This is a genomic window from Nocardia acidivorans NBRC 108247, assembly GCF_001625085.1.
GTDB classification, from domain to species: domain Bacteria; phylum Actinomycetota; class Actinomycetes; order Mycobacteriales; family Mycobacteriaceae; genus Nocardia; species Nocardia acidivorans.
The window spans coordinates 198,732-219,340 of sequence record NZ_BDAW01000014.1; the positions used below are offsets into that span (position 1 = coordinate 198,732).

General features: G+C 67.9%; 18 protein-coding genes. 9 read left to right on the top strand and 9 right to left on the bottom strand.

Features of this window, described 5'->3' with window-relative positions; genetic code table 11:
* Positions 1 to 16: 16 nt before the first annotated feature.
* From NA10_RS09295 to clpX, 3 genes are all read left to right on the top strand, one after another.
* Positions 17 to 595 (top strand): ATP-dependent Clp protease proteolytic subunit, encoded by a 579-nt coding sequence (locus tag NA10_RS09295; protein WP_067566150.1) that lies wholly within the window; start codon positions 17 to 19, stop codon positions 593 to 595.
* A 44-nt stretch (positions 596 to 639) separates the two neighbouring features.
* Entirely contained in the window at positions 640 to 1,308 is a 669-nt protein-coding gene (locus tag NA10_RS09300) for an ATP-dependent Clp protease proteolytic subunit (protein ID WP_373862351.1), read from the top strand.
* Between the two features lie 267 nt (positions 1,309 to 1,575).
* The gene (gene clpX / locus NA10_RS09305; protein ID WP_067565998.1) at positions 1,576 to 2,856 is read left to right on the top strand and encodes an ATP-dependent Clp protease ATP-binding subunit ClpX; all 1,281 of its coding nucleotides are present in this window, start codon (positions 1,576 to 1,578) and stop codon (positions 2,854 to 2,856) included.
* Positions 2,857 to 2,928: 72 nt separating this feature from the next.
* Here the strand turns inward: clpX and NA10_RS09310 are convergent, their stop codons facing one another.
* The 6 genes from NA10_RS09310 to NA10_RS09335 all read right to left on the bottom strand — a co-directional run bounded on the left by NA10_RS09310 (position 2,929) and on the right by NA10_RS09335 (position 9,094).
* Positions 2,929 to 3,498 (bottom strand): carboxymuconolactone decarboxylase family protein, encoded by a 570-nt coding sequence (locus NA10_RS09310; protein ID WP_067566002.1) that lies wholly within the window; start codon positions 3,496 to 3,498, stop codon positions 2,929 to 2,931.
* A 247-nt stretch (positions 3,499 to 3,745) separates the two neighbouring features.
* Entirely contained in the window at positions 3,746 to 4,297 is a 552-nt protein-coding gene (locus tag NA10_RS09315; RefSeq protein WP_067566005.1) for a hypothetical protein, read from the bottom strand.
* An 82-nt stretch (positions 4,298 to 4,379) separates the two neighbouring features.
* Positions 4,380 to 4,754, bottom strand: coding sequence for a nuclear transport factor 2 family protein (locus NA10_RS09320; protein ID WP_084514450.1), 375 nt, complete (start codon positions 4,752 to 4,754; stop codon positions 4,380 to 4,382).
* A gap of 107 nt (positions 4,755 to 4,861) precedes the next feature.
* The gene (gene fdhD, locus NA10_RS09325) at positions 4,862 to 5,674 is read right to left on the bottom strand and encodes a formate dehydrogenase accessory sulfurtransferase FdhD (protein WP_067566013.1); all 813 of its coding nucleotides are present in this window, start codon (positions 5,672 to 5,674) and stop codon (positions 4,862 to 4,864) included.
* The gene (locus NA10_RS09330) at positions 5,671 to 7,974 is read right to left on the bottom strand and encodes an FdhF/YdeP family oxidoreductase (protein WP_067566152.1); all 2,304 of its coding nucleotides are present in this window, start codon (positions 7,972 to 7,974) and stop codon (positions 5,671 to 5,673) included. The genes fdhD and NA10_RS09330 overlap by 4 nt, the downstream gene beginning before the upstream one ends.
* A 607-nt stretch (positions 7,975 to 8,581) precedes the next feature.
* On the bottom strand, positions 8,582 to 9,094 hold the full coding sequence (locus tag NA10_RS09335) for a hypothetical protein (RefSeq protein ID WP_067566017.1): 513 nt from the start codon (positions 9,092 to 9,094) through the stop codon (positions 8,582 to 8,584).
* Between NA10_RS09335 and NA10_RS09340 the strand changes: the two genes are divergently transcribed.
* From NA10_RS09340 to NA10_RS38140, 3 genes are read left to right on the top strand one after another with little or no spacing between them, the layout of a single operon-like run.
* Positions 9,078 to 9,560 (top strand): hypothetical protein, encoded by a 483-nt coding sequence (locus tag NA10_RS09340; protein WP_157556279.1) that lies wholly within the window; start codon positions 9,078 to 9,080, stop codon positions 9,558 to 9,560. The two genes, NA10_RS09335 and NA10_RS09340, sit on opposite strands and share 17 nt — an antisense overlap.
* The gene (locus tag NA10_RS09345; RefSeq protein WP_067566019.1) at positions 9,557 to 10,786 is read left to right on the top strand and encodes a hypothetical protein; all 1,230 of its coding nucleotides are present in this window, start codon (positions 9,557 to 9,559) and stop codon (positions 10,784 to 10,786) included. The genes NA10_RS09340 and NA10_RS09345 overlap by 4 nt, the downstream gene beginning before the upstream one ends.
* Positions 10,783 to 13,119 (top strand): serine/threonine-protein kinase, encoded by a 2,337-nt coding sequence (locus NA10_RS38140; RefSeq protein ID WP_067566022.1) that lies wholly within the window; start codon positions 10,783 to 10,785, stop codon positions 13,117 to 13,119. Before NA10_RS09345 ends, NA10_RS38140 begins: the two co-directional genes overlap by 4 nt.
* A gap of 387 nt (positions 13,120 to 13,506) precedes the next feature.
* Here NA10_RS38140 and NA10_RS39120 read toward each other — a convergent pair whose 3' ends face one another.
* A complete protein-coding gene (locus tag NA10_RS39120) occupies positions 13,507 to 14,895 on the bottom strand; it encodes an FHA domain-containing protein (protein ID WP_067566025.1) in 1,389 nt (462 codons plus the stop codon).
* A gap of 317 nt (positions 14,896 to 15,212) precedes the next feature.
* On the opposite strand from NA10_RS39120, the gene NA10_RS09360 reads away from it, so the two are divergent.
* A complete protein-coding gene (locus tag NA10_RS09360) occupies positions 15,213 to 15,665 on the top strand; it encodes a hypothetical protein (protein WP_067566028.1) in 453 nt (150 codons plus the stop codon).
* Positions 15,666 to 15,818: 153 nt separating this feature from the next.
* Here the strand turns inward: NA10_RS09360 and NA10_RS09365 are convergent, their stop codons facing one another.
* Together NA10_RS09365 and NA10_RS09370 are read right to left on the bottom strand one after the other, a co-directional pair.
* Positions 15,819 to 17,366, bottom strand: coding sequence for a glycerol-3-phosphate dehydrogenase/oxidase (locus tag NA10_RS09365; protein WP_067566031.1), 1,548 nt, complete (start codon positions 17,364 to 17,366; stop codon positions 15,819 to 15,821).
* Positions 17,366 to 17,965, bottom strand: a complete 600-nt coding sequence (locus NA10_RS09370; protein ID WP_157556281.1) for a TetR/AcrR family transcriptional regulator — start codon at positions 17,963 to 17,965, stop codon at positions 17,366 to 17,368. Before NA10_RS09370 ends, NA10_RS09365 begins: the two co-directional genes overlap by 1 nt.
* Positions 17,966 to 18,093: 128 nt before the next feature.
* Between NA10_RS09370 and NA10_RS09375 the strand changes: the two genes are divergently transcribed.
* The gene (locus tag NA10_RS09375; RefSeq protein ID WP_067566038.1) at positions 18,094 to 19,671 is read left to right on the top strand and encodes an FAD-binding oxidoreductase; all 1,578 of its coding nucleotides are present in this window, start codon (positions 18,094 to 18,096) and stop codon (positions 19,669 to 19,671) included.
* Entirely contained in the window at positions 19,668 to 20,594 is a 927-nt protein-coding gene (locus NA10_RS09380; RefSeq protein ID WP_067566041.1) for a YegS/Rv2252/BmrU family lipid kinase, read from the top strand. Before NA10_RS09375 ends, NA10_RS09380 begins: the two co-directional genes overlap by 4 nt.
* Positions 20,595 to 20,609 lie beyond the last annotated feature (15 nt).

A 20,609-nucleotide genomic window follows, 5' to 3' on the forward strand; every position in this document is an offset into this window, starting at 1 on the left:
TCAGGCAGGGGTGCACATGACATCCGCGACTGCTGGTCTGAACCTCAGTGATTCGGTGTACGAGCGGCTCCTGCGTGAGCGCATCATCTTCCTGGGCACCCAGGTGGACGACGACATCGCCAATAAGCTGTGCGCTCAGATCCTGTTGCTCTCGGCCGAGGATCCGACCAAGGACATCGAGCTCTACATCAACTCGCCCGGTGGTTCGGTGACCGCCGGAATGGCCATCTACGACACCATGCAGTTCGCCGAGTGCGATATCCGCACGGTCGGAATGGGTTTGGCCGCGTCGATGGGTCAGTTCCTGCTCGCCGCGGGTACCAAGGGCAAGCGTTTCGCACTGCCGCACGCGCGGATCATGATGCATCAGCCCTCGGCCGGTATCGGTGGTTCGGCCGCGGATATCGCCATTCAGGCGGAGCAGTTCGCGTACACCAAGCGTGAGATGAACGAGCTGCAGGCGCAGTTCACCGGCAAGTCCGTCGAGCAGGTCACCGCCGACGCCGACCGCGACCGCTGGTTCACCGCCGCGGAGGCGCTCGAGTACGGATTCATCGACCGGGTGATCAGCAGCGCCGCGCAGACCAGCCGCTGAAGCCGCCCACCCACCTGACTTATTTGGAGACGCATATGTCGAACATGATGGATCCGCGCTCCGCGGGCATCACCTTCGCCGCTGCCGGTTCTCAACTGCCGCAGTCGCGCTACATCCTGCCGTCGTTCGTCGAGCACTCGAGCTTCGGTGTCAAGGAGTCCAACCCGTACAACAAGCTGTTCGAGGAGCGCATCATCTTCCTCGGCGCGCAGGTGGACGACACCTCCGCGAACGACATCATGGCGCAGCTGCTGGTGCTGGAATCCCTTGACCCGGACCGGGATATCACGATGTACATCAACTCGCCCGGTGGTTCGTTCACCGCGCTGATGGCCATCTACGACACCATGCAGTACGTGCGCGCCGATGTCGCGACCGTCTGCCTGGGCCAGGCCGCCTCGGCCGCCGCCGTCCTGCTGGCCGCCGGCGCGCCGGGTAAGCGCGCCGCGCTGCCGAACGCCCGTGTGCTGATCCACCAGCCGTCCACTTCGGGCGGTATCCAGGGTCAGGTCTCGGATCTGGAGATCCAGGCCGCCGAGATCGAGCGCATGCGCCGTCTCATGGAGACCACGCTGGCGCACCACACCGGCAAGGACGCGGATGTCATCCGCAAGGACACCGATCGCGACAAGATCCTCACCGCCGCGGAGGCGAAGGACTACGGGATCATCGATCAGGTCTTCGAGTACCGCAAGCTCAGCGCACAGAAGTGAGGCGGTCGGGTGGCGAGGTTCGGTGCGTCTCGCCACCCGGACAGGGGTGAGTCCACGCACATGTCCGATGAGAAACGTGCCCAAGTTGTCGACCTCGGTCGCGGATAACGGGTACGGTCACTCTAGGGACCTTTGCTCGTGGTTGTCGGCACCCGCCGCACCGGCCGTACCCGCAATCACCGGGGACGGCATACGCTTTATAGGTGGCACTTCGCCGACAACCGAGACAGATGGTTGCACGCGGACAAGGAAGTAGGGACCCAGGAGATGGCGCGCATCGGTGATGGCGGCGATCTGCTCAAGTGCTCTTTCTGCGGGAAGAGTCAGAAGCAGGTCAAAAAGCTCATTGCGGGACCAGGGGTGTACATCTGCGACGAGTGCATCGATCTGTGCAACGAGATCATCGAGGAGGAGCTCGCGGAAAGCAGCGAGGTCAAACTCGATGAGCTGCCGAAGCCCGCGGAAATCCGCGACTTCCTCGAGCAGTACGTGATCGGGCAGGACGCCGCGAAGAGAACCCTGGCAGTGGCTGTGTACAACCACTACAAGCGAATTCAGGCCGGGGACAAGGGCCGCGACTCCCGAGGCGAATCGGTCGAGTTGATGAAGTCCAACATCCTCATGCTCGGTCCTACCGGCTGCGGTAAGACCTATCTGGCGCAGACGCTGGCCAAGATGTTGAACGTGCCGTTCGCCATCGCTGACGCCACCGCGCTGACCGAAGCCGGTTATGTCGGTGAGGATGTCGAGAACATCCTGCTCAAACTGATCCAGGCCGCCGATTACGATGTGAAGCGCGCCGAGACGGGCATCATCTACATCGACGAGGTCGACAAGATCGCCCGCAAGTCGGAGAACCCCTCCATCACCCGTGACGTCTCCGGTGAGGGTGTGCAGCAGGCGCTGCTGAAGATTCTGGAAGGTACGCAGGCTTCGGTGCCGCCGCAGGGTGGTCGTAAGCATCCGCACCAGGAGTTCATCCAGATCGACACCACCAATGTGCTGTTCATCGTGGCGGGCGCGTTCGCGGGCCTGGAGCGCATCGTGCAGGACCGAGTCGGCAAGCGCGGCATCGGTTTCGGCGCGGAGGTCCGCTCCAAGTCCGAGATCGACACCGCCGATCACTTCGCCGATGTGATGCCGGAGGATCTGATCAAGTTCGGGCTCATCCCCGAATTCATCGGTCGTCTGCCGATCGTCGCCTCGGTCACCAATCTGGACAAGGAATCCCTCGTCCGTATTCTGGCCCAGCCGAAGAACGCACTGGTCAAGCAGTACGTGCGCCTCTTCGAAATGGACGGCGTGGACCTGGAATTCACCCAGGACGCGTTGGAAGCCGTTGCGGATCAGGCGATTCTGCGCGGCACGGGCGCCCGTGGCCTGCGCGCCATCATGGAGGAGGTCCTCCTCCCGGTCATGTACGACATCCCCAGCCGCGACGATGTCGCCAAGGTCGTCGTCAATGCCGACACCGTGAACGACAATGTGCTGCCGACCATCGTGCCGCGCAAGCGTCAGTCCCCGGAGCGCCGCGAGAAGTCGGCGTAAGTTCCCAGATCCTCGAAGCGGCCCCGCGAGATGCGAATCTCGCGGGGCCGCTTCGTTGTTCGAGCGCGGACCTCAGGCCCAGGGCACCCGGCAGGAATCCCGGCTGAAGCCCTGATCGGTAATGCCGAGCGCGTGATACGTGCGGGCGCGCAGATTCTCCAGGCCGATCTGATAGGTCAGTTCCATGACGCCGCGGTCGCCGAAGCGCTGTGCCAGATCGGCGACCTGTTCATCGGTGACGGTGGGCGGGGTGGCGGTGACCGCGTCGGCGTAGGCGATGGCGGCGCGCTCGTCCTCGGTATAGGCCGGATGGGTCGGATAGTCATCGATATGGCGGAGTTTGTCGATGTCCAGATCGTCCAGGCGCATGAGCATGGTGCCGAAGTCCACGCACCAGGAGCAGCCGACGGTTCGGGCCACCCGGTAGACCGCGATCTCGCGAATATTCGCGGGCAGCACCTTCGAGGCGCGTTCGACCTGGGTTTCGTGAATGGATGCCGCCATGAACAGTTTCGGATGATTGGCGATGACGGTGAATGGCTCGGGCACCTCACCGAAGCGGCGCTTCATGAACCAGTACAGGGTTCGGGTCAGGGGCCCGGCCTGCTTCGGTCCGACGACGGGGATGCGGGTGACGCCCATAATGGTCTCCTTCGATCCGCGGGTGTTATCCCTTGGACGAGGTAGGTCCATCGAACGTGACGGTGGGGCGCGGTGTCCTGTGTCACAGGCGGAGCGTGTTATGGAATCGGTGACGATCGATCACTCGATCGCGCCCGTGCCGGGAATCGCCGTTGACTCCCCGTGGTTCGCCGTTGAACCTTTATCCCTTTGCTAGGAAAATCGGTGCCTGCACTACACCTGTTACGACGGTGCGGGGCAGCGAAATTCATCGCGGTGGACGCGTCCCCGACCGGCCGCGACGCGGAAATTTGAGGGTGAAGGGGGCGGGCTCGGGAATGGGCCTGCGCTCACGCGGGGCGACCAGGACGCAGGCCAGGCCGAGGGCGGGTAGCGCGATGGCGGCGATGACACTGAGGGTGAAGCTGGCATTGCCCATGGCCTCGGGCCGGTGGAAGGTGTGATAGATCAGGTGCGGTATGCCGAACACCAGCCAGCCCAGGCCCGCGGCGCGGGCCAGCAGGCTGTCCATGAACCACAGCGCGACCCCCGTCATCACCGCCATGGCCAGGAAGAACGCCCCGACATCGGAGGCGAGGTGATGGTTGTACGGGCCGTCCATGCCGACCCAGCGCATACCGAAGCCGGGGAAGCTGGTGTACCAGGAGTGCGGTGCGAACACCGCCCACGCCCCGACGATCAACCCTTGCAGCGCGAGTATGCCCAGCATGATCTGCAAGGCCAGCCAGCGTCGCCGATTCACCTCGAGGCGCATGCGCACCCGGATGCCATCCCCCGTGCCGTGCAAGGAGATTCGCATCGGCCCTCCCGTTCCGTTGCCGAATCATTCGGTGCGCCCACCGTAATTCGGCAAGCGGAAGGGGGCAATAGGCCGGTCGGGACTAGGCGGGACCCATTGCCATATTGTCCGGGCCCCAGTACGCCTTCATGGAGACGATCTTGCCGTCATCGTCGAATTCCATGATGTCGATGGGCGAGAGCGTCATCTTCTGATCGCCGAAATGCCCGATCAGGGTGAAGGAGACGGCGGCGTGCTTACCCGCGACCTTGATGGAGTGCACCTCGGTCTCGCGGCCCCGCATATGCTCGAGCGCGGCGTACATCTCGCGGATGGCATCGTGACCCTTGCGCGGTTCGCTGCCGATCGGATCCTCCACCACGGCATCGGCGGTGTAGAGGTTCACCACGTCGTCGGTGGGGCCGCTGGCCACCAATTTCACATACTGCTCGACCACATCGCGGACCTGCGCTGCCATGGCATCTCCCATAGAAATTGAAACGTGTTCTACCGGGCAGCGTAGCAGTGGGACGAGCGCGCGCGGCCGGATCCGCCCGCTCTGCGAGACCGTGCGCCGGGATGGCGCTATACGGAGATGCGATGGGTCGCGGAGTAGACGTTCATCGACTCGCCGCGCAGGAAGCCCACCAGTGTCAGGTCCGAGTCGGCGGCCAGGTCCACCGCGAGGGAACTGGGGGCCGAGACCGCGCCGAGTACGGGAATGCCCGCCATGACGGCCTTCTGCACCAGTTCGAAGGAGGCCCGGCCCGAGACCATCAGAATGAGATCGTGTGCGGGGATGCGGTTTTCACGCAGCGCCCAGCCGATCACCTTGTCGACGGCATTGTGGCGGCCGACATCCTCGCGTACCACCACGGCTTCGCCGTCCAGGGTGAACAGCCCCGCGCCGTGCAATCCGCCGGTGGCGTCGAAAAGGTCCTGGCGGGAACGCAGTTCGGTGGGAAGCGTGGCCAGCACGCTCGGCTTCACCTCGATCCCCGAGGCGGGTATCGGATGGCGGCTGCGGGTGCGCACCTCGTCCAGCGCGGTCTTACCGCAGAGTCCGCACGCGCTGTTGGTGAGGAAGTTGCGCGGCCGCACCGGGATCGGCGTCCGGAACCGCACATCGAGCACGTTGTAGGTGTTCTGCCCGTTCTCGTCGGTGCCCGCGCAGTAGCGGGCGGTGTGAACATCCTCGGCGGTCTCGATGATCCCCTCGGTGAACAGGAAGCCGTGGATGAGGTCGATATCCGCGCCGGGCGTGCGCATGGTGATGGTCAATGCCTCACCGCCGGTGCGGATTTCGAGCGGTTCCTCCACCGCGAGGGTGTCGGGGCGCTCGACCGTACCGGTGGGGGAGATGCGCAGGGTGCGGCGGCGGGCGGTTACTCGGCTCACGACGTCCTATGGATGTGCGGTTCCAGGCGAACGGTGACCGCCTTGGAGACAGGGGTATTGGACCGCCGCGCCACATGGTCCAGCGGAACCAGCGGATTGGTCTCCGGGTAGTAGCCGGCGGCATTGCCGCGCGGGGTGGCGTAGCCGACCAGTCGGAAACCCTCCACCCGGCGTTCGGTGCCGTCGGTCCATTCGGAGATCACATCGACGAGATCGTCTTCGGCGAAACCGAATTCGGCGATGTCCTCCGGATGCAGCAGCAGCACCCGGCGGCCATTGTGGATACCGCGGTAGCGGTCGTCCAGACCATAGATGGTGGTGTTGTACTGGTCGTGACTGCGCAGGGTTTGCAGAATCAACCGCCCCCGCGGGACCGGCAGCCAGGCCAGCTCGTTGACGGCGAAATTGGCCTTGCCGGTGGCGGTGCGGAATTCGCGGGAATCCCGCGGCGGATGCGGCAGCTGGAAGCCATTGCGGCCCCGCACCTTCGCGTTGTAATCGGTGCAGCCCGGCACCACCGCGGCGATGGCGTCGCGAATCCGGTCGTAGTCGCGCTGGAAGTCGGCCCACGGCACCGGATGCGACGGTCCGAACAGGGCCTGGGCGAGTTCGCAGACGATGGCGACCTCACTGCGCAGTTCCTTGCTGACCGGCTTCAGCCGGCCCGTGGACAGATGCACCATGGACATCGAGTCCTCGACCGAAACCTGTTGGCGCGTACCGGCCTGCATATCCTCATCGGTGCGGCCCAGCGTCGGCAGGATCAGCGCGGTCGCACCGTGCACGACATGACTGCGATTCAGTTTGGTGGAAACCTGCACGGTCAGGGCGCAATTGCGCAGCGCCGCCTCGGTGACCTCGGTATCGGGGGTGGCCGAGACGAAATTGCCGCCCATGCCGAAAAAGACCTTGCCGCGACCGTCGCGCATGGCGCGAATGGAATCGACCGTATCCCAGCCGTGTTCGCGCGGACTGGTGATCCCGAACCGGCGATCCAGGGCGTCGAGGAAGGCGTCCGGCATCTTCTCCCAGATGCCCATGGTGCGGTCGCCCTGCACATTCGAATGCCCGCGCACCGGGCAGACGCCCGCACCCGGCTTACCGATCATGCCGCGCAGGAGCAGCAGATTGGTGGCCTCCTCGATGGTGGCCACGCCGTGTACCTGCTGGGTCAAACCCATTGCCCAGCAGATGATCACGGCCTTGGATTCGGCCAGTAGCGCCGCCGTGCGATCCAGATCGGCGCGGGTCAGGCCGGTGGCCTCCTCGACCACGCCGAGATCGACCGCGCGCATCTGCTTCTCGTACTCGACGAATCCGGCGGTGTGCGCGTGCACGAAATCGTGGTCCACGACGGTGCCGGGGCGGCGGTCCTCGGCCTCGAAAAGCAGTCTGCCCAAGCCCTGGAAGAGCGCCATATCGCCACCGAGGCGGATCTGCAGGAAGTCGTCGGCGATGGTGATGCCGGAGGTGAAGCCCTTGATGGTCTGCGGATCGCGGAAACCGATCAGCCCGGTCTCGGGCAGCGGATTGACCGCGATCACCTTCGCACCGTGCGCCTTCGCCTCACCGAGCGCGGACAGCATGCGCGGATGATTGGTGCCCGGATTCTGCCCGGCCACGATAATGAGATCGGCCTTCTTGAAATCGTCGATGGTCACCGAACCCTTGCCGATGCCGATCGAGGAGGTCAGCGCCGCGCCGGAGGACTCGTGGCACATATTCGAGCAGTCCGGCAGATTATTGGTGCCGAAGCTGCGCACCAGCAGCTGATACAGGAATGCCGTCTCATTGGCGGTGCGGCCGGAGGTGTAGAACACCGCCTCGTCGGGGGAGTCCAGTGCGCGCAGGTTCTCGGCGATCAGCTGGTAGGCGTCATCCCAGGAGATAGGTGAGTAGTGGGTGTCGCCGGGCCGCAACACCATTGGATGGGTGAGGCGGCCCTGCTGACCTAGCCAGTAGCCGGATTTGCCCTCCAGTTCGGCGATCGAGTGCGCGGCGAAGAATTCGGGGGTGACGGTGCGCAGGGTGGCCTCTTCGGCGACAGCCTTGGCGCCGTTCTCGCAGAACTCGGCGGGGCGGCGCATACCGGTCGGCTCCGGCCAGGCACAACCCGGGCAATCGAAGCCGTGGCGTTGATTCACCCGGGTCAGCGTGCGGGCGGTGCGGATGACGCCCATCTCCTCGACGGCGCGTTCCAGGGCCACCGTGACCGCCTTGACGCCGGCCGCCTCGGTTTTCGGAGGGGTGACGGTCAGCGCGGCCTCATCGATGTCTTTTTTCGGCGCGGCACGATGCATGACGACCATTCTCCTCTGCGGCGCGGGCGGGTGACCCAAGTGGTCCTATGAATCCTAGGTCGGTGAACACTCGGCGTCCCCTCCGCGATATCCGGAGGACGGAATCATGCGCGCGGCGGGGGGCGCAGGGCCGTACCATCTAACCAGCGAGGTTACGCCGGATGGACACACCTGCAGTATTCGGTCCGCGTGCCGCAGCAGTGCGACGGCATGTGAAATTTCCACGCGGCGTACGGAATTCGGGCCGCATTCGCGGACTTTTCGCGGTGCTTTTCGCGGTGCTCGCACTGGCGCTGACCGCCGGAATCGGTGCGGCGGACCCGATTCTCGCGACATCCGATCCGGTCGGTCTGCTCGGGCCCGCCAAAATGCCTCCCGCGCTGCTGGATTCGCCGGTGACCACACCCGCGCCCGGACCCACCTCCGCGCCGGGTTACAACGGATGTGACACCTCGGACTGCACCGGGACGCACGACGGCACCGGTTCGACACCCAAGCAGTACTGTCCGGACGGCTCCGAGAAGCCCGCCAGCGGCACCTGCGCCCCGGCGGTCCAGTACTGCCCGGACGGTTCGCGGAAACCGGCGCAGGGGCACTGTCCGATCACTCAGTACTGCCCGGATGGTTCGGTGAAACCCCCGGGTGGGACGTGCCCGACGACCAAGCCGACCGAATACTGCTCCGACGGATCGGTGAAGCCCGCCGACGGCCCCTGCCCGTCCATCCCGCCGGTGCAGCGATGCCCGGACGGCTCGGTCAAGCCCGCGAATGGGGTCTGCCCGACCACGAAGCCGCCGGAGACGTGTCCGGATGGTTCGGTGAAACCGGCTAGTGGGGTGTGTCCGACGACGAAGCCGCCGGAGATGTGCCCGGATGGTTCGGTGAAACCGGCTAGTGGGGTGTGTCCGACGACGAAGCCGCCCGAGAAGTGTCCGGACGGCTCCGATAAGCCCGCGAACGGGGTCTGCGTCACCACACCTGTCCCGGAGAAGTGTCCGGACGGCTCGATGAAACCGGAGAGCGGCAAATGTGAGACCGGTGGCGGGAATCCGAATCCCGGGGGCGGCAGTCCGAATCCCGGTGGTGGGAACCCGAATCCGCCGATGACGAACCCGCCCACCACGAATCCGCCCGACAATCCGGGGGAAACCGTAGTGCCGCAACCGGATCCGGGCACCACCCAGCCCGCGAACCCGAAGTCGAATGACGTCATTCCGGGGAACACCGGACTGTCCTTGAATCCGGCCGCGGTATCGCCCGGTTCCCCGGTGACGGTGACAGGGCGCGGCTGCGATCCCAATGCCGAGGTGAAGCTTTCCATCGGCGGTGCGAATGCCACCGCCACCCGTGCCCGTGCCGATGGTGGTTTCGACGCCACATTGCCCACGGGCGCAACGGATATCGGTCATCATGAGGTGACCGCGGAATGCGGTCCGAAAATCGCGGCCGGCCTGGATGTCGTGCTGGTCAGCCAGGTCGGCGGCAATGCGGCCACCGCGACCGTACTGCTGTTCTTCCTGCTCATCGGCGGCTGGTTCTTCGGCCACCGACTGGTATCCCATCCGCCCGCTCGGAGGCCCCGATGACCATCCGTCGCAGCCGTCGCGTATTCACCGGGTTGACGGTCGTATTGCTGGGTGCCGCAGCACTATTCGGAGCCGGTTCGGGATCGGCGGCGGGCGGTGTCACGGCCGACGCGACCATCGAGGGCCGTGCCATCTCCGGGGCCGATGCGCGCGATCCCGTCCGCTTCGATCCGGCCAAGGTCAGTCAGGTGGTGGTCGAGGTCGTCAACGGCACGGCGAAACCGGTGACGGTGCGCCGGGTCGACCTGGCCGGGCATGTGCTGGGGTTGAACTTCTTCTCGTACTCCACCTCGGTCGAATTGACCGTCGCCGCAGGCAAATCCGATAAATTGACCTACCGGTTGGACCCGGCGGGACTCGACGGTCAGGCCACCGGTTTGATCGGCGCCGACCTGACGCTGATAGGGGCCGATGGCAAACCGCTCACCAGGACCCACACCGTGGTGGATGTGCGCGGTTCACTGGCCTCGGTCTACGGCCTCTTCGGCATCATCCTCGCCGCCCTGACCGCCCTGGCCATCGCCGACGCGGCGCTGACCGTTGCCCGGCACCGTCTTTCGGTGAACCGCTGGCAGCGCGGACTCCGGTTGCTGGCCCCCGGTATCGGCATCGGCCTCATGATCGGGTTCACCGCTTCGGTGGCCCGCTGGTGGGTTCCCGGCACCCCGCTGTGGCTGGCCCTGGCCGGGGTGACCGCCACGCTGTTCTTCCTCGCGGGATACCTCTCGCCCACTCCGCGCCCACCCAGCGATCTGGACTTGGACGCCGAAGACCTCGCCGCCGCAAGGGAACTCGACGCGCACGGCTATCCCGCCTCGCAGCCCGAGCCGGTCGTGCATCCCGAACCGATGCCGCATCGCGAACCGGCACCGTATCGCGAACAGCTTCCGCATCCCGCCCCCTACCCGACGCCTTTCGATCCCGGGCGGACTCCCAGCCGCCCGATGCCGGTCGTCGGCGGCTATGGGCAGCAGCATCGCCCGGCGGTGCCCGCGCCCACCGTGCGCGGTCCCGGTGGCACGCCGATCCTTTCGCCCGATGAACTCGAAACCGTCACCTCACCCGGTCCGGGCGGCCCGGTCGTGCGGCCGGAGGGTCCGGCCGAAGAGGAGACGATCGGTCGGGAACCGGTGGGGCGCAGGCCCGTTCCCGTCGCGGAGGATGAGCCGACCGTTCGGAATGCGCCGGGGGAGTGGCGGTTTCGGCCCGGAGGTGCGGGGAGATGAGCGTGCGGGATTTGACGCAGGACGATATCGCGCGGGTGCGGGCGGCACTGCCCGGATACATCGTGGACGGGCAGGTGGGACGGGGCGGCTGCGGGGTGGTGCTGGCCGGGACGCACCGCGGCTTGAATCGGCGGGTGGCGATCAAACAGATTCCGCCGCAGTTCGCCGACGATATGCAGGTGCGGCGGCGCTTCGTCGCCGAGGCGAGAGTGATGGCGGCGCTGGATCATCCGCACGTGGTGCCGGTGTACGACTTCATCGAGCAGGAGGACATGTGCCTGCTGGTGCTCGAGTATCTGCCCGGCGGCACGGTCGAAAGCCGGTTCGTCACAGCGGGATTCGAGGCGACGGCGGCGGTGGCGATAGCACTCTCCTGCGCGGCGGGGCTGGACGCGGCGCATCGCAATGGGATTCTGCACCGCGATGTGAAGCCGTCCAACCTCATGTTCTCGGTCAACGGCACCCTCAAGCTCACCGATTTCGGGATCGCCAAGATCATCGGGGGTGAGGAGACGCTGGTTACCCGGGCGGGCGAGATCATCGGCACCCCGTCCTATATCGCCCCCGAACAGGTTCGGGGCCAGCAACTCTCGCCGTCGACGGACGTCTACGCCCTGGCCACCATGCTCTACCAACTGCTCTCCGGCACCCTGCCCTTTCCGCCCGGCGCCGATGCCATGGCCATGCTCTTCGCCCACGCCTACGGCGACCCCGTCCCCCTGGACTCGGTGGCTCCGACCGTCCCGCAACCGATTGCCGAGGCCGTCATGCGCGGTCTCGCCTCCGATCCCGCCGAACGCTTCGACACCGCCGAACACTTCGGCATCGCGCTGGCCGAACCCGCCGCCCACTGCTGGGGCACGAATTGGCTGACGCCCGTGGGCATTCCCCTGATCGGTGCCGATACGATCGTCGCCGCGGCGACCGGCGGCTCCCGCCCCTTCACGCCACAACCCTTCCCGCGCCCGGACCGGAGGCCGGGGGCTGACCCGTATCCGTCGGGTGGGACCGGCCCGACGGCGAATCCCGCACAGCGCAGGAATAACGGCGTCAGCCGAGATTCACCACAGCCATCGGAAACGCCTGCGCCCCATGAACTCCGCCCCGGCTTCGGCCGAGGCTGGCGGCCCACACCGAATCCGTCCGGCGGATTCGACAGCGCCCCCCGAACCCCACCCGGCCCGAACCGCCCGCCGGACCCCACCCAGCGGCATGCGTCGGACTCCACCCAGCGGCATGCGTCGGACCCCGCTCAGCGGCATGCGTCGGACTCCACCCAGCGGCATGCGTCGGACTCCACCCAGCGGCATGCGTCGGACCCCGCTCAGCGCATTGCGAGTGACCCGATCCCGCGCAATGACCGGCCGTCGAATCCCCCCACACGGGCATACGAAGCGGGTGAGCGATCCGGGCCGCGATACCCGATACCGCCCGCGCCGCACGGTACGCGGCCGCCGGACCGCAGTCGGGAGCGGGCGGCCGCCGGGTGGATGAGCGGGTCGATGGCGCGGGTACGGCCACTGGAACCTATCCAGCACAACGGGGTTCGACTCGTCGATGTGGATCGTAAGGACCTGGTCCCGGTGCAGCGGGTCGTCACGCTGCGCTCGCCTGGACTGCCGTTCGCGGTGGCAGCGGTTCTCGCGGCCGTGGTGGGCGGGGCCGCGATCCTGGGAATCGGGTCCGGACCCGGGCGGGATCTTCCGGCCCCGGGAACGGTCCGCATAGCGGGCGTGGACCCGTCCGCGGTGAGCCGCGTGGAGTTGGACCTGTCCAAGCCGCTGCCGCTGACAGTGACCGGGGTGGACGCGGATGCGGCGCGACTGTCCCTGAACGTGGTGGGAGTCAGGATCGGTGGCGCGACCACCGATGTGCGACCCGGCACCGAGGTCGAGGTATCACCACCGGTGAACCCCTACGTGCTCGCAGGTGACCTCACCGGCGAATTGACCCTGTCCCGCAACGGTTCCGAGGTGGCCGCCTACCGCTTCGGAGTGCACTCCACCCAGCGTGCCACCACCACCGCCACCGCCATCGGCCTACTGCTCCTACTGCTCTTCTCCGTCGCCTACGCCGAATCCAATGCCCGCACCCTGCGTCACGGCAGCTCCCGTATCGCCGCCACCGTCGGCCTGACCCTGAGCGGCGCGGTACTCGGAACAGCGGTAGTCGGCGTGGCCTGGGTGCTACTCGGTCGGGAACCTGCCCTGACCACCGTAATCGTCTGCGCCGCAGCGGGAGCCGCGGCAGGCGCCGCCCTGGCCATCGGCTGCCGCCGAATCGGCAAACGCTTCCGCTACGTCCGAGTACTCCGTATGCGCGAACGGTCCTGATATTGCGAAAGGCATGTCGCGGCGGGGGCGCCGGGTCTTCGCTCTCTCGGGTGCGAGGAGAGCTGTCGCCATCTCGGGTGAGAGGAGCGTTTCGTCATCCCGGGGGCCGAAGGGCGCATTCGTCATCCCGGCGTGTTTTGGCCGGGATCCACTGAACATGTTGGGGCGTAACCGGTGTGGATCCCGGTCAAACGCATGCCGGGATGACGGGGAATGACGGCAGAGTGCCGGGCTGGCGGGGGTGACGGCAGAGTGCCGGGGTGACGGGGGTGCCGGGCTGGCGGGGGATGACGGGGGTGCCGGGCTGGCGGGGGGTGACGGGGGTGCCGGGCTGGCGGAGGGGTGACGGGGGTGCCGGGCTGGCGGAGGAGGTGTCCGTGCGGCGGGTCAGTGGCGGGCTGGGTTGGGCCGGTAGGTGAGGATGCGGTCGCCTACTCGTAGGCTCCAGCCGGGCTTCAATTCCATGGGGTGCTGGCCTACGCGGATCCAGTCCTGGGCGCCCGGGGCGGCGAGGTAGGTGCCGCCGGGGGTGGCGGCGTCGCGGACCAGCACGGTGCCCTTGTCGATGAAAACGTGGGCGTGGACGCGGGATACGTGACGGTCGCGGGGGATGACTATGGCGGTGGCGGCGGCGCGGCGGACCGATTCGTCGATCATCGGGTCGCGTCCGATCACGTACGGGCGGTCGAGGGGATAGACCGCGCCGTCGGGGGCGGTCAGGGCGCCGGGGCTGCCGCCCAGTTTGTCGGTGTCCGGCTCCGGGCGGCCGGTCACGGGCTTGACCTTGGGGAATGGATCCTCTTCGGCGGCAGCGGTTTTCGAATCGTGGGCGGCGGTCGGGGGTTGATCGGCCGCGTCCAGATGCGTCTCCGCCGCGGCGGAGCTCGCCGGAGTTCCCGTGTGCCGCACGGCTTTGCCGAGGTTCGGGATATCCGCCGCGACCCGCGATTCCTCCGCCTCCAAAGCCGAGAGGGCCCGGGTCTCCTCGGGCGGCGGTACCGCGGGCGTGGTGGCGGCGCGGCGGCGATTCTGCTCCGAATCGCCCGGGGCGGGCCGGACCGGCTCCGCGCTGCCCGCCGTGCGGCGGAGGGGTTCCGAATCACCGGCGGTGCGGCGGCTCGGGGTGGAGCCCTCCGCGGAGTCGCGGGGCAGGGCTTGCGAACCGCCGGGGGCGGAGAAGCGGGTGTGCGAGGGGGTGGGGATGGGTGCGCGTTTGGTCGGGTCGTAGGTGGGGGTGGCGGGATGGGTTTCCGGTGGCGCGGGTTTCGGTGCGGCGGTGACGCGCGGGTGCGCGCTGCTACCCGACGGCGGGGCGTTCACCACGAATCCGCCCGCCGCGACCACGCCGGAGCGCAGGTCGGTGTGTGCGATGACGGTGCCCGGATCGGTCTCGGCCGCGACGGTGAGTTTGCGCACCGGATCATCCAGGATTTCGTCGACCCAGGTCATGGCCCGTACCCCGGAGAGCTGCCGGGTGCCCTCGGGCCCGTCCACGATCGCGCGGATCGGCCCGCGCAGCAGTACCAGGATTCCGCCCGCGGTCGGTGCGACCACCCCGAACGACGGCGGTTGCGCCGAGCCACTGCTGAAGACGGTCGCCGCCAACCGCTGTGCGATCGCCACCCCGGGATCGGCCGCGGTCGCCGCCGTCTCGGCCGCGCCGAGTATCCGTTCCGTGGACGGACTCGCCCCGGCCAGATAGATGACCACGGTGCCGAACCGCGCGACCAGCCCATCCCCGCGCAACAGCCCGACAGTGGTCGGAATCCGCCCCATTCGCGCCTCCTAACCCGGCGCTCGCCAATATCGCAGCCCAGCATAGGTCCGTTCGCGCCGATCCCGCAGCCGTCAGAGATTGTCCGGACCGGTCCGCGCATCGCCACCGATCCGCCGCCCAGGTCCGCGTGTGCCGGGTGTCCGAACCGGGCGGCCCCCGCGGGAACCGTTCCCGGTAGGCATGGAGGCGAAGGCGTGGGAGGCATCGGACTCGCCAGATTTGCGGCAATACTCCGCGCGGGCGGGTGCGGCGCGCGAGGATCGGGGGATCGTGCCGGTGCATCCGGCTCCGGCATACCCGATGAGGACCGAACCATATGGGCACGATCACCAGGAACAAGCGCGTCACCGTCACCGCCGCCCCCCGTGTGCTGGCGGCTCTTCGAATACTGGCCGTCCCCGCGGGCATCGCGGCGGTCGCCCTCACCGCGCTGGCCGCGCCCGCCGCCGCCACCGCGACCCAGGTCGGCGCGGAGCCGGGCCTGAGTTTCGGGTCGGCGACCAACTACGGGACCGGTTGCACCTATGTGATCAACGGCTACGTGGACGATCCGTCCACCCCGGTCGTCTTCTACGACAACGGCATCCAGTTCGCGGCGGCCAAACCCACCGGCGGACATGCGACCGGTCGCTGGACCCCCGCCACCCCGGGCGCGCACCGCATCACGGTCATCCAGCACACGTTCCCCGGTGAAGACGTCATCCCGTGGCTCGACCTCACCGTCGGCACCGGGCTGTCGACCGGCTCCGGCTGCAACGTCTTCTCCTGAGTTGGCCAGCTTCCCGTCACGTGTGGATCCCGGCCAAAAAGCATGCCGGGATGACGGGGTGGGCGTTCGAGCGTAAGCGATGGCAGCTTTACGACTGCGGCGTGTGGCCTAGCTGAGTGGTGCGCGTGGCCTAGCCAGGTGGGTGCGCGTGGCTTAGCCGGGTTGGGGGAGTGCGGCTTCGGCGGCGGGGAGGGCGGCTTTGCGGTCGGAGTCGACCAGGCCGATGCGGGTGCGGCGGTCGAGGAGGTCGTCGACGTCGAGTGCGCCCTCGTGGGTGGTGGCGAAGACGAATTCGGCTGCGGTGACGTCGATTCCGGGGGCGACCGGGGCGGCCAGGGCCGGATTCTGCTCGATGAGGTCGAGAATGGCGGTAGCCTCGCTGCCGTAGCGCTCCACCAGCAGGTTGGGGGCTTCGATACCGTCGCGCGCCCTGCCCGATACCGCGCCGACCAGGGGCAGGTCGCGGGTGCGGCAGGGGGCGGCGGTGAGGTGGGCGTGCGCGATGGCGGCGTCCACGGTGTCCTCGGCCATCTTCCGGTAGGTGGTGAGTTTGCCGCCGACCACGGTGATCACCCCGGTGGGGGAGGTGAGCACCGCATGCTCGCGGGAGATATCGGCGGTGCTGTCCCCACCGGTGCGCAGCAGCGGCCGCAGACCCGCGTAGGTGCCGCGAATATCGTTGCGGGTGAGGGGTTCTCGCAGCACCGTATTGACGGTGTCGAGCAGGAAGTCGATCTCGCTCTCGGTGGCGTGCGGGACGTCCGGCACCGGCCCGGGCGCTTCCTCATCGGTGAGCCCCAGGTAGACGCGATTGTGCGCGGCCGGGAAGGCAAAGATGAAGCGACCGGTGCTGCCCGGAATCGGCACCGTCAGCGAGGCGGTGAGCCCGCCGAAGGCGGCCGCGTCGAACACCAGATGGGTGCCGCGCGAGGGCCGCAGTTCGATACTCGGATCCACCTGATCGGCCCAGACCCCGGTCGCATTGACGACCGAACGCGCTGTGACGGAGCGGGTTTCACCGGTCAGCCGATTGGTCAGCGTCGCGGAGGTCCCGGTGACGCCGGTCGCCTCCACCCGGGTGAGAATCGACGCACCGTGCAGGGCCGCCGTGCGCGCGATCCCCACCACCAGGCGGGCATCGTCCACGAGCTGTCCGTCCCAGGCGAGCAGTCCACCGCGCAGACCGGCGCGCCGCACGGTGGGCGCGAGCCGCAGCGCCTCGGCCGCCGCCACCCGTCGCGACCGCGGCAGCACCGCGGCCGAGGTTCCCGCCGCCCGGCGCAGCACATCCCCGGCCAGGAAGCCGATCCGCACCAGAGTCTTCTGCACCGCACCGATATTCGGCAGCAACGGCACCACCTGCGGCAGCGCCCGGGTCAGATGCGGTGCGGTGCGGGTGAGCAGGATATCCCGCTCCACCGCGCTCTCATGCGCGATGCCCACCCCGCCACTGGCCAGATACCGCAGTCCGCCGTGCACGAGTTTGGAACTCCACCGGCTGGTCCCGAACGCCAGGTCGTGCTTGTCCACCAGCACCGTGCGCAGTCCGCGCGCGGCGGCGTCCAATGCCACGCCGGCCCCGGTGATTCCGCCGCCGATCACCAGCACGTCGATGGTCTCGCCCGCCCCGAGTTCGGCCCATTCCCGTTGCCGCCGTATGGCATTGAGCGCCGAGCTGGGCTGTGCCGAAGTGCCGTTCATCAGAGGACCTTTCGCTGATCGACCGGCGCCAGGTACCCGTCGATGGCCCGGGCGAGTTCGCGGTCGAGTTGATCGGAGTCGAGGAAATCGGTGACGGTACCCGCGGATTGCACGGCGGACTGCGCCAACAGCAGCAGCATGGCGGCGAGCTGTTCGGGCTCGCCGTCGCGAATGGAGCCGTCCCGCTGGCCCTCTCGAATGGATTCGGCGAACAGCGCGATCAGTGCGCGCTGATTGCGGCCGAGCCGTTCGAAGACATAGGTGAGCATGACATCGGCGTCGGTGCGGAAGATCTTGGCGAACAGCGGATTCCGCCGCATCATGGAACCGCCGCCGACGATCGCCCCGATCAGCCGGGCGCGCGCGGCGCCGCCCTCGGGAATGGCCGCGGTGATGATCTCGCGCAATTCGCGCACCAGCAGATCGGCCACCAGCGATCCGGTATCGGTCCAGCGCCGGTAGACGGTCGGCCTGCTCACACCCGCGCGCCGCGCGACCTCGGTGAGCGTGGTGCGGCGCACTCCGAATTCGGCCACGCAGGCGCGCGCCGCGTCGAGGATGGCCCGATCGACGGCGGTGGATGGTTCGGTCGAGGCCATGGCTGCCACCATCCTTGGGAGGGTTTCGTTACTGCTTGACATTCTATGTCAGACTGTAACGCATGGTCGACACACGAGCAGCCTCCACATCGACGGAAAACCCGGGCGAGCCGCACGCCCGCGCGAGTATGGTGTGGGACGCCTGGGGCTCCCCGTCCGGACACAAACCGTTGCCCGAACAGATCCGGGGTCTGCTCGCGCAGGCATTCGGGGTATCCGGTGAGTCGGCGACCCGTCGCGATGAGGGCGACGTGCCGCTGCGCGCCTCGGCCCTGTCCCCGGAACAGCAAGCCGGGCTCGGCGCGGTGGTCGGTGCGGACAATATCTCCCTCGACCACCGTGACCGCCTGCGGCACGCGGGCGGCAAAAGCACCCCGGATCTGCTGCGCCGCCGCGAGACCGCACCGCAGGACGCCCCCGACGCGGTGCTGTTCCCCGCCGATCACGATGAGGTGCTCGCCCTGCTCGAATATTGCGGTGCGAGTGGCATCGCGGTGGTTCCCTTCGGCGGCGGCACCAGCGTCGTCGGCGGATTGGACCCGGCCCGAGGGGTTTTCGCCGCGGTCATCGCCCTGGACCTGCGCCGCCTGGACAGCATCACCGAGGTCGATCCGATCAGCGGCACCGTCACCCTGGGTGCGGGCCTGACCGGTCCGCGCGCCGAGGAACTCCTTGCCGAACACGGACTTTCGCTCGGCCACTATCCGCAGAGCTTCGAATACGCCACCATCGGCGGATTCGCCGCCACCCGCTCCTCGGGTCAGGCGTCGGCCGGCTACGGCCGCTTCGACGATATGATCCAGCGGCTCCGAATCGCCACTCCCGCAGGGAGTCTCGACCTCGGCCGGGCGCCCGCATCGGCCGCCGGCCCGGATCTGCGCGAACTCTTCTCCGGCTCGGAGGGCACCCTCGGCATCATCACCGCGGTCACCCTGCGCGTGCACCCGGTCCCGGAAACCACCGCGTACCAGGCCTGGTCGTTTCCCGACTTCGCCACCGGCGCGAACGCGCTGCGCACGGTGATCCAGGCGGGCGCGGCGCCGACCGTCATGCGCCTGTCCGATGAGGCCGAGACCGGACTCAACCTGGCCCGGGCCGGGGATATCGGTGGCGCGCCGGTCGGCGGCTGCCTGGCCGTGACCACCTTCGAAGGTACGGCCGCGCATGTCGCGCATCGCGGTACCGAGGCCGCGGAGCTGCTCACCGCCGCCGGTGGCACCGCGCTCGGCGAGAATCCGGCCCGGGAATGGGAGCACGGCCGCTTCGCTGCCCCCTATCTGCGGGATGCGCTGCTGGACGCCGGAATTCTCTGCGAGACCCTCGAAACCGCTACCGCCTGGTCCAATCTCGCGAATCTGAAGGCGAAAGTCACCGCCGCGCTGACCGACTCGCTCACCGCGCAGGGCACGCCCGCCCTGGTCATGTGCCATATCTCGCACACGTACCCGACCGGAGCATCGCTCTACTTCACCATTGTCGCCAAGCAGGCGCAGGATCCGATCGCGCAGTGGGCCAAGGCGAAGCATGCCGCCGGCGATGCCATTGTCGCGGCCGGTGGCACCATCACCCACCATCACGCCGTCGGCGCGGACCACCGCCCGTGGATGACCGACGAAATCGGCGATCTCGGTGTCCAGGTGCTGCGCGCGGTGAAGAATGCCGTGGACCCCGCCGGAATCATGAACCCTGGGAAGCTCATTCCGTGACAGAGATCAGATCCATCGTGCTGGTGACCAATCCGCTCTCCGGTCACGGCAAGGGCGTGCAGGTCGGGATCACCGCCGCCAACCTCTTCGCCGAGCGCGGCGTCCGGGTCACCGAGATTCGCGGTGATTCGGCGGCCGATACCGAGGAAAGGGTGCGAAAGGCGCTCGCGGACCCCGCGATTCGCCCCGATGCCGTGGTCGCGGCGGGCGGTGACGGTCTGACCTGCGTGGTGTTGCAGGCCCTGGTCGGCACCGGGGTGCCGCTCGGGCTGGTACCCGGGGGCACCGGCAATGATCTGGCCCGCGAGGTCGGCATTCCGGATGACACCGTCGCCGCGGTCGATCTGGTGCTGCGCGGCAATACCCGCACCATCGACCTGGGCACCGTGCAGGCCGAGGCGGCCGCGCGTCCCATGTGGTTCGCCACGGTCACCGGCACCGGACTCGACGCGCGAGTCACCTTGCGCGCCAACCAGATGCGCTGGCCGAAAGGTCCGCTGCGGTACACCGTCGCGGCCGTGCTCGAACTGCTCGGCAAGCTGGCGGTGCCGTATCGCATCGAACTGCACGGATCGCCCGATCATCCGGACGGCACGGTGATCGAACAGGACGCCATCATGGTCGCGGTCGGCAATACCCGCACCTACGGCGGCGGCATGCTCATCACCCCGGACGCGGTGATCGACGACGGCCTGCTGGATCTCACGGTGGTGGGCGCCATGCCGCGGCGAGATCTGTTGCGGCTCCTGCCCGCACTGTCCGCGGGCAAGCGGATCGAGCATCCCGCCACCACGCAGTACCGGGCGGCGCGGCTCATTCTCACCGCACCCGATGCCCCCGCCACGGCGGACGGCGATCCGGCGGGCATGCTGCCCGCCACCTTCCTCGTCCGCCCCGGAGCCCTGGAGATTCTGGCTCCCTGAGCGAAAACGACTCCC

Coding starts and splice junctions, on each gene's coding strand:
- NA10_RS09295 (WP_067566150.1), top strand. CDS start 17: ATGACATCCGCGACTGCTGGTCTGAACCTCAGTGATTCGGTGTACGAG.
- NA10_RS09300 (WP_373862351.1), top strand. CDS start 640: ATGATGGATCCGCGCTCCGCGGGCATCACCTTCGCCGCTGCCGGTTCT.
- clpX (WP_067565998.1), top strand. CDS start 1,576: ATGGCGCGCATCGGTGATGGCGGCGATCTGCTCAAGTGCTCTTTCTGC.
- NA10_RS09310 (WP_067566002.1), bottom strand. CDS start 3,498: ATGGGCGTCACCCGCATCCCCGTCGTCGGACCGAAGCAGGCCGGGCCC.
- NA10_RS09315 (WP_067566005.1), bottom strand. CDS start 4,297: ATGCGAATCTCCTTGCACGGCACGGGGGATGGCATCCGGGTGCGCATG.
- NA10_RS09320 (WP_084514450.1), bottom strand. CDS start 4,754: ATGGCAGCGCAGGTCCGCGATGTGGTCGAGCAGTATGTGAAATTGGTG.
- NA10_RS09330 (WP_067566152.1), bottom strand. CDS start 7,974: ATGCATCGTGCCGCGCCGAAAAAAGACATCGATGAGGCCGCGCTGACC.
- NA10_RS09340 (WP_157556279.1), top strand. CDS start 9,078: ATGACGAACCCGCCCACCACGAATCCGCCCGACAATCCGGGGGAAACC.
- NA10_RS09345 (WP_067566019.1), top strand. CDS start 9,557: ATGACCATCCGTCGCAGCCGTCGCGTATTCACCGGGTTGACGGTCGTA.
- NA10_RS38140 (WP_067566022.1), top strand. CDS start 10,783: ATGAGCGTGCGGGATTTGACGCAGGACGATATCGCGCGGGTGCGGGCG.
- NA10_RS39120 (WP_067566025.1), bottom strand. CDS start 14,895: ATGGGGCGGATTCCGACCACTGTCGGGCTGTTGCGCGGGGATGGGCTG.
- NA10_RS09360 (WP_067566028.1), top strand. CDS start 15,213: ATGGGCACGATCACCAGGAACAAGCGCGTCACCGTCACCGCCGCCCCC.
- NA10_RS09365 (WP_067566031.1), bottom strand. CDS start 17,366: ATGAACGGCACTTCGGCACAGCCCAGCTCGGCGCTCAATGCCATACGG.
- NA10_RS09370 (WP_157556281.1), bottom strand. CDS start 17,965: ATGGCCTCGACCGAACCATCCACCGCCGTCGATCGGGCCATCCTCGAC.
- NA10_RS09375 (WP_067566038.1), top strand. CDS start 18,094: ATGGTGTGGGACGCCTGGGGCTCCCCGTCCGGACACAAACCGTTGCCC.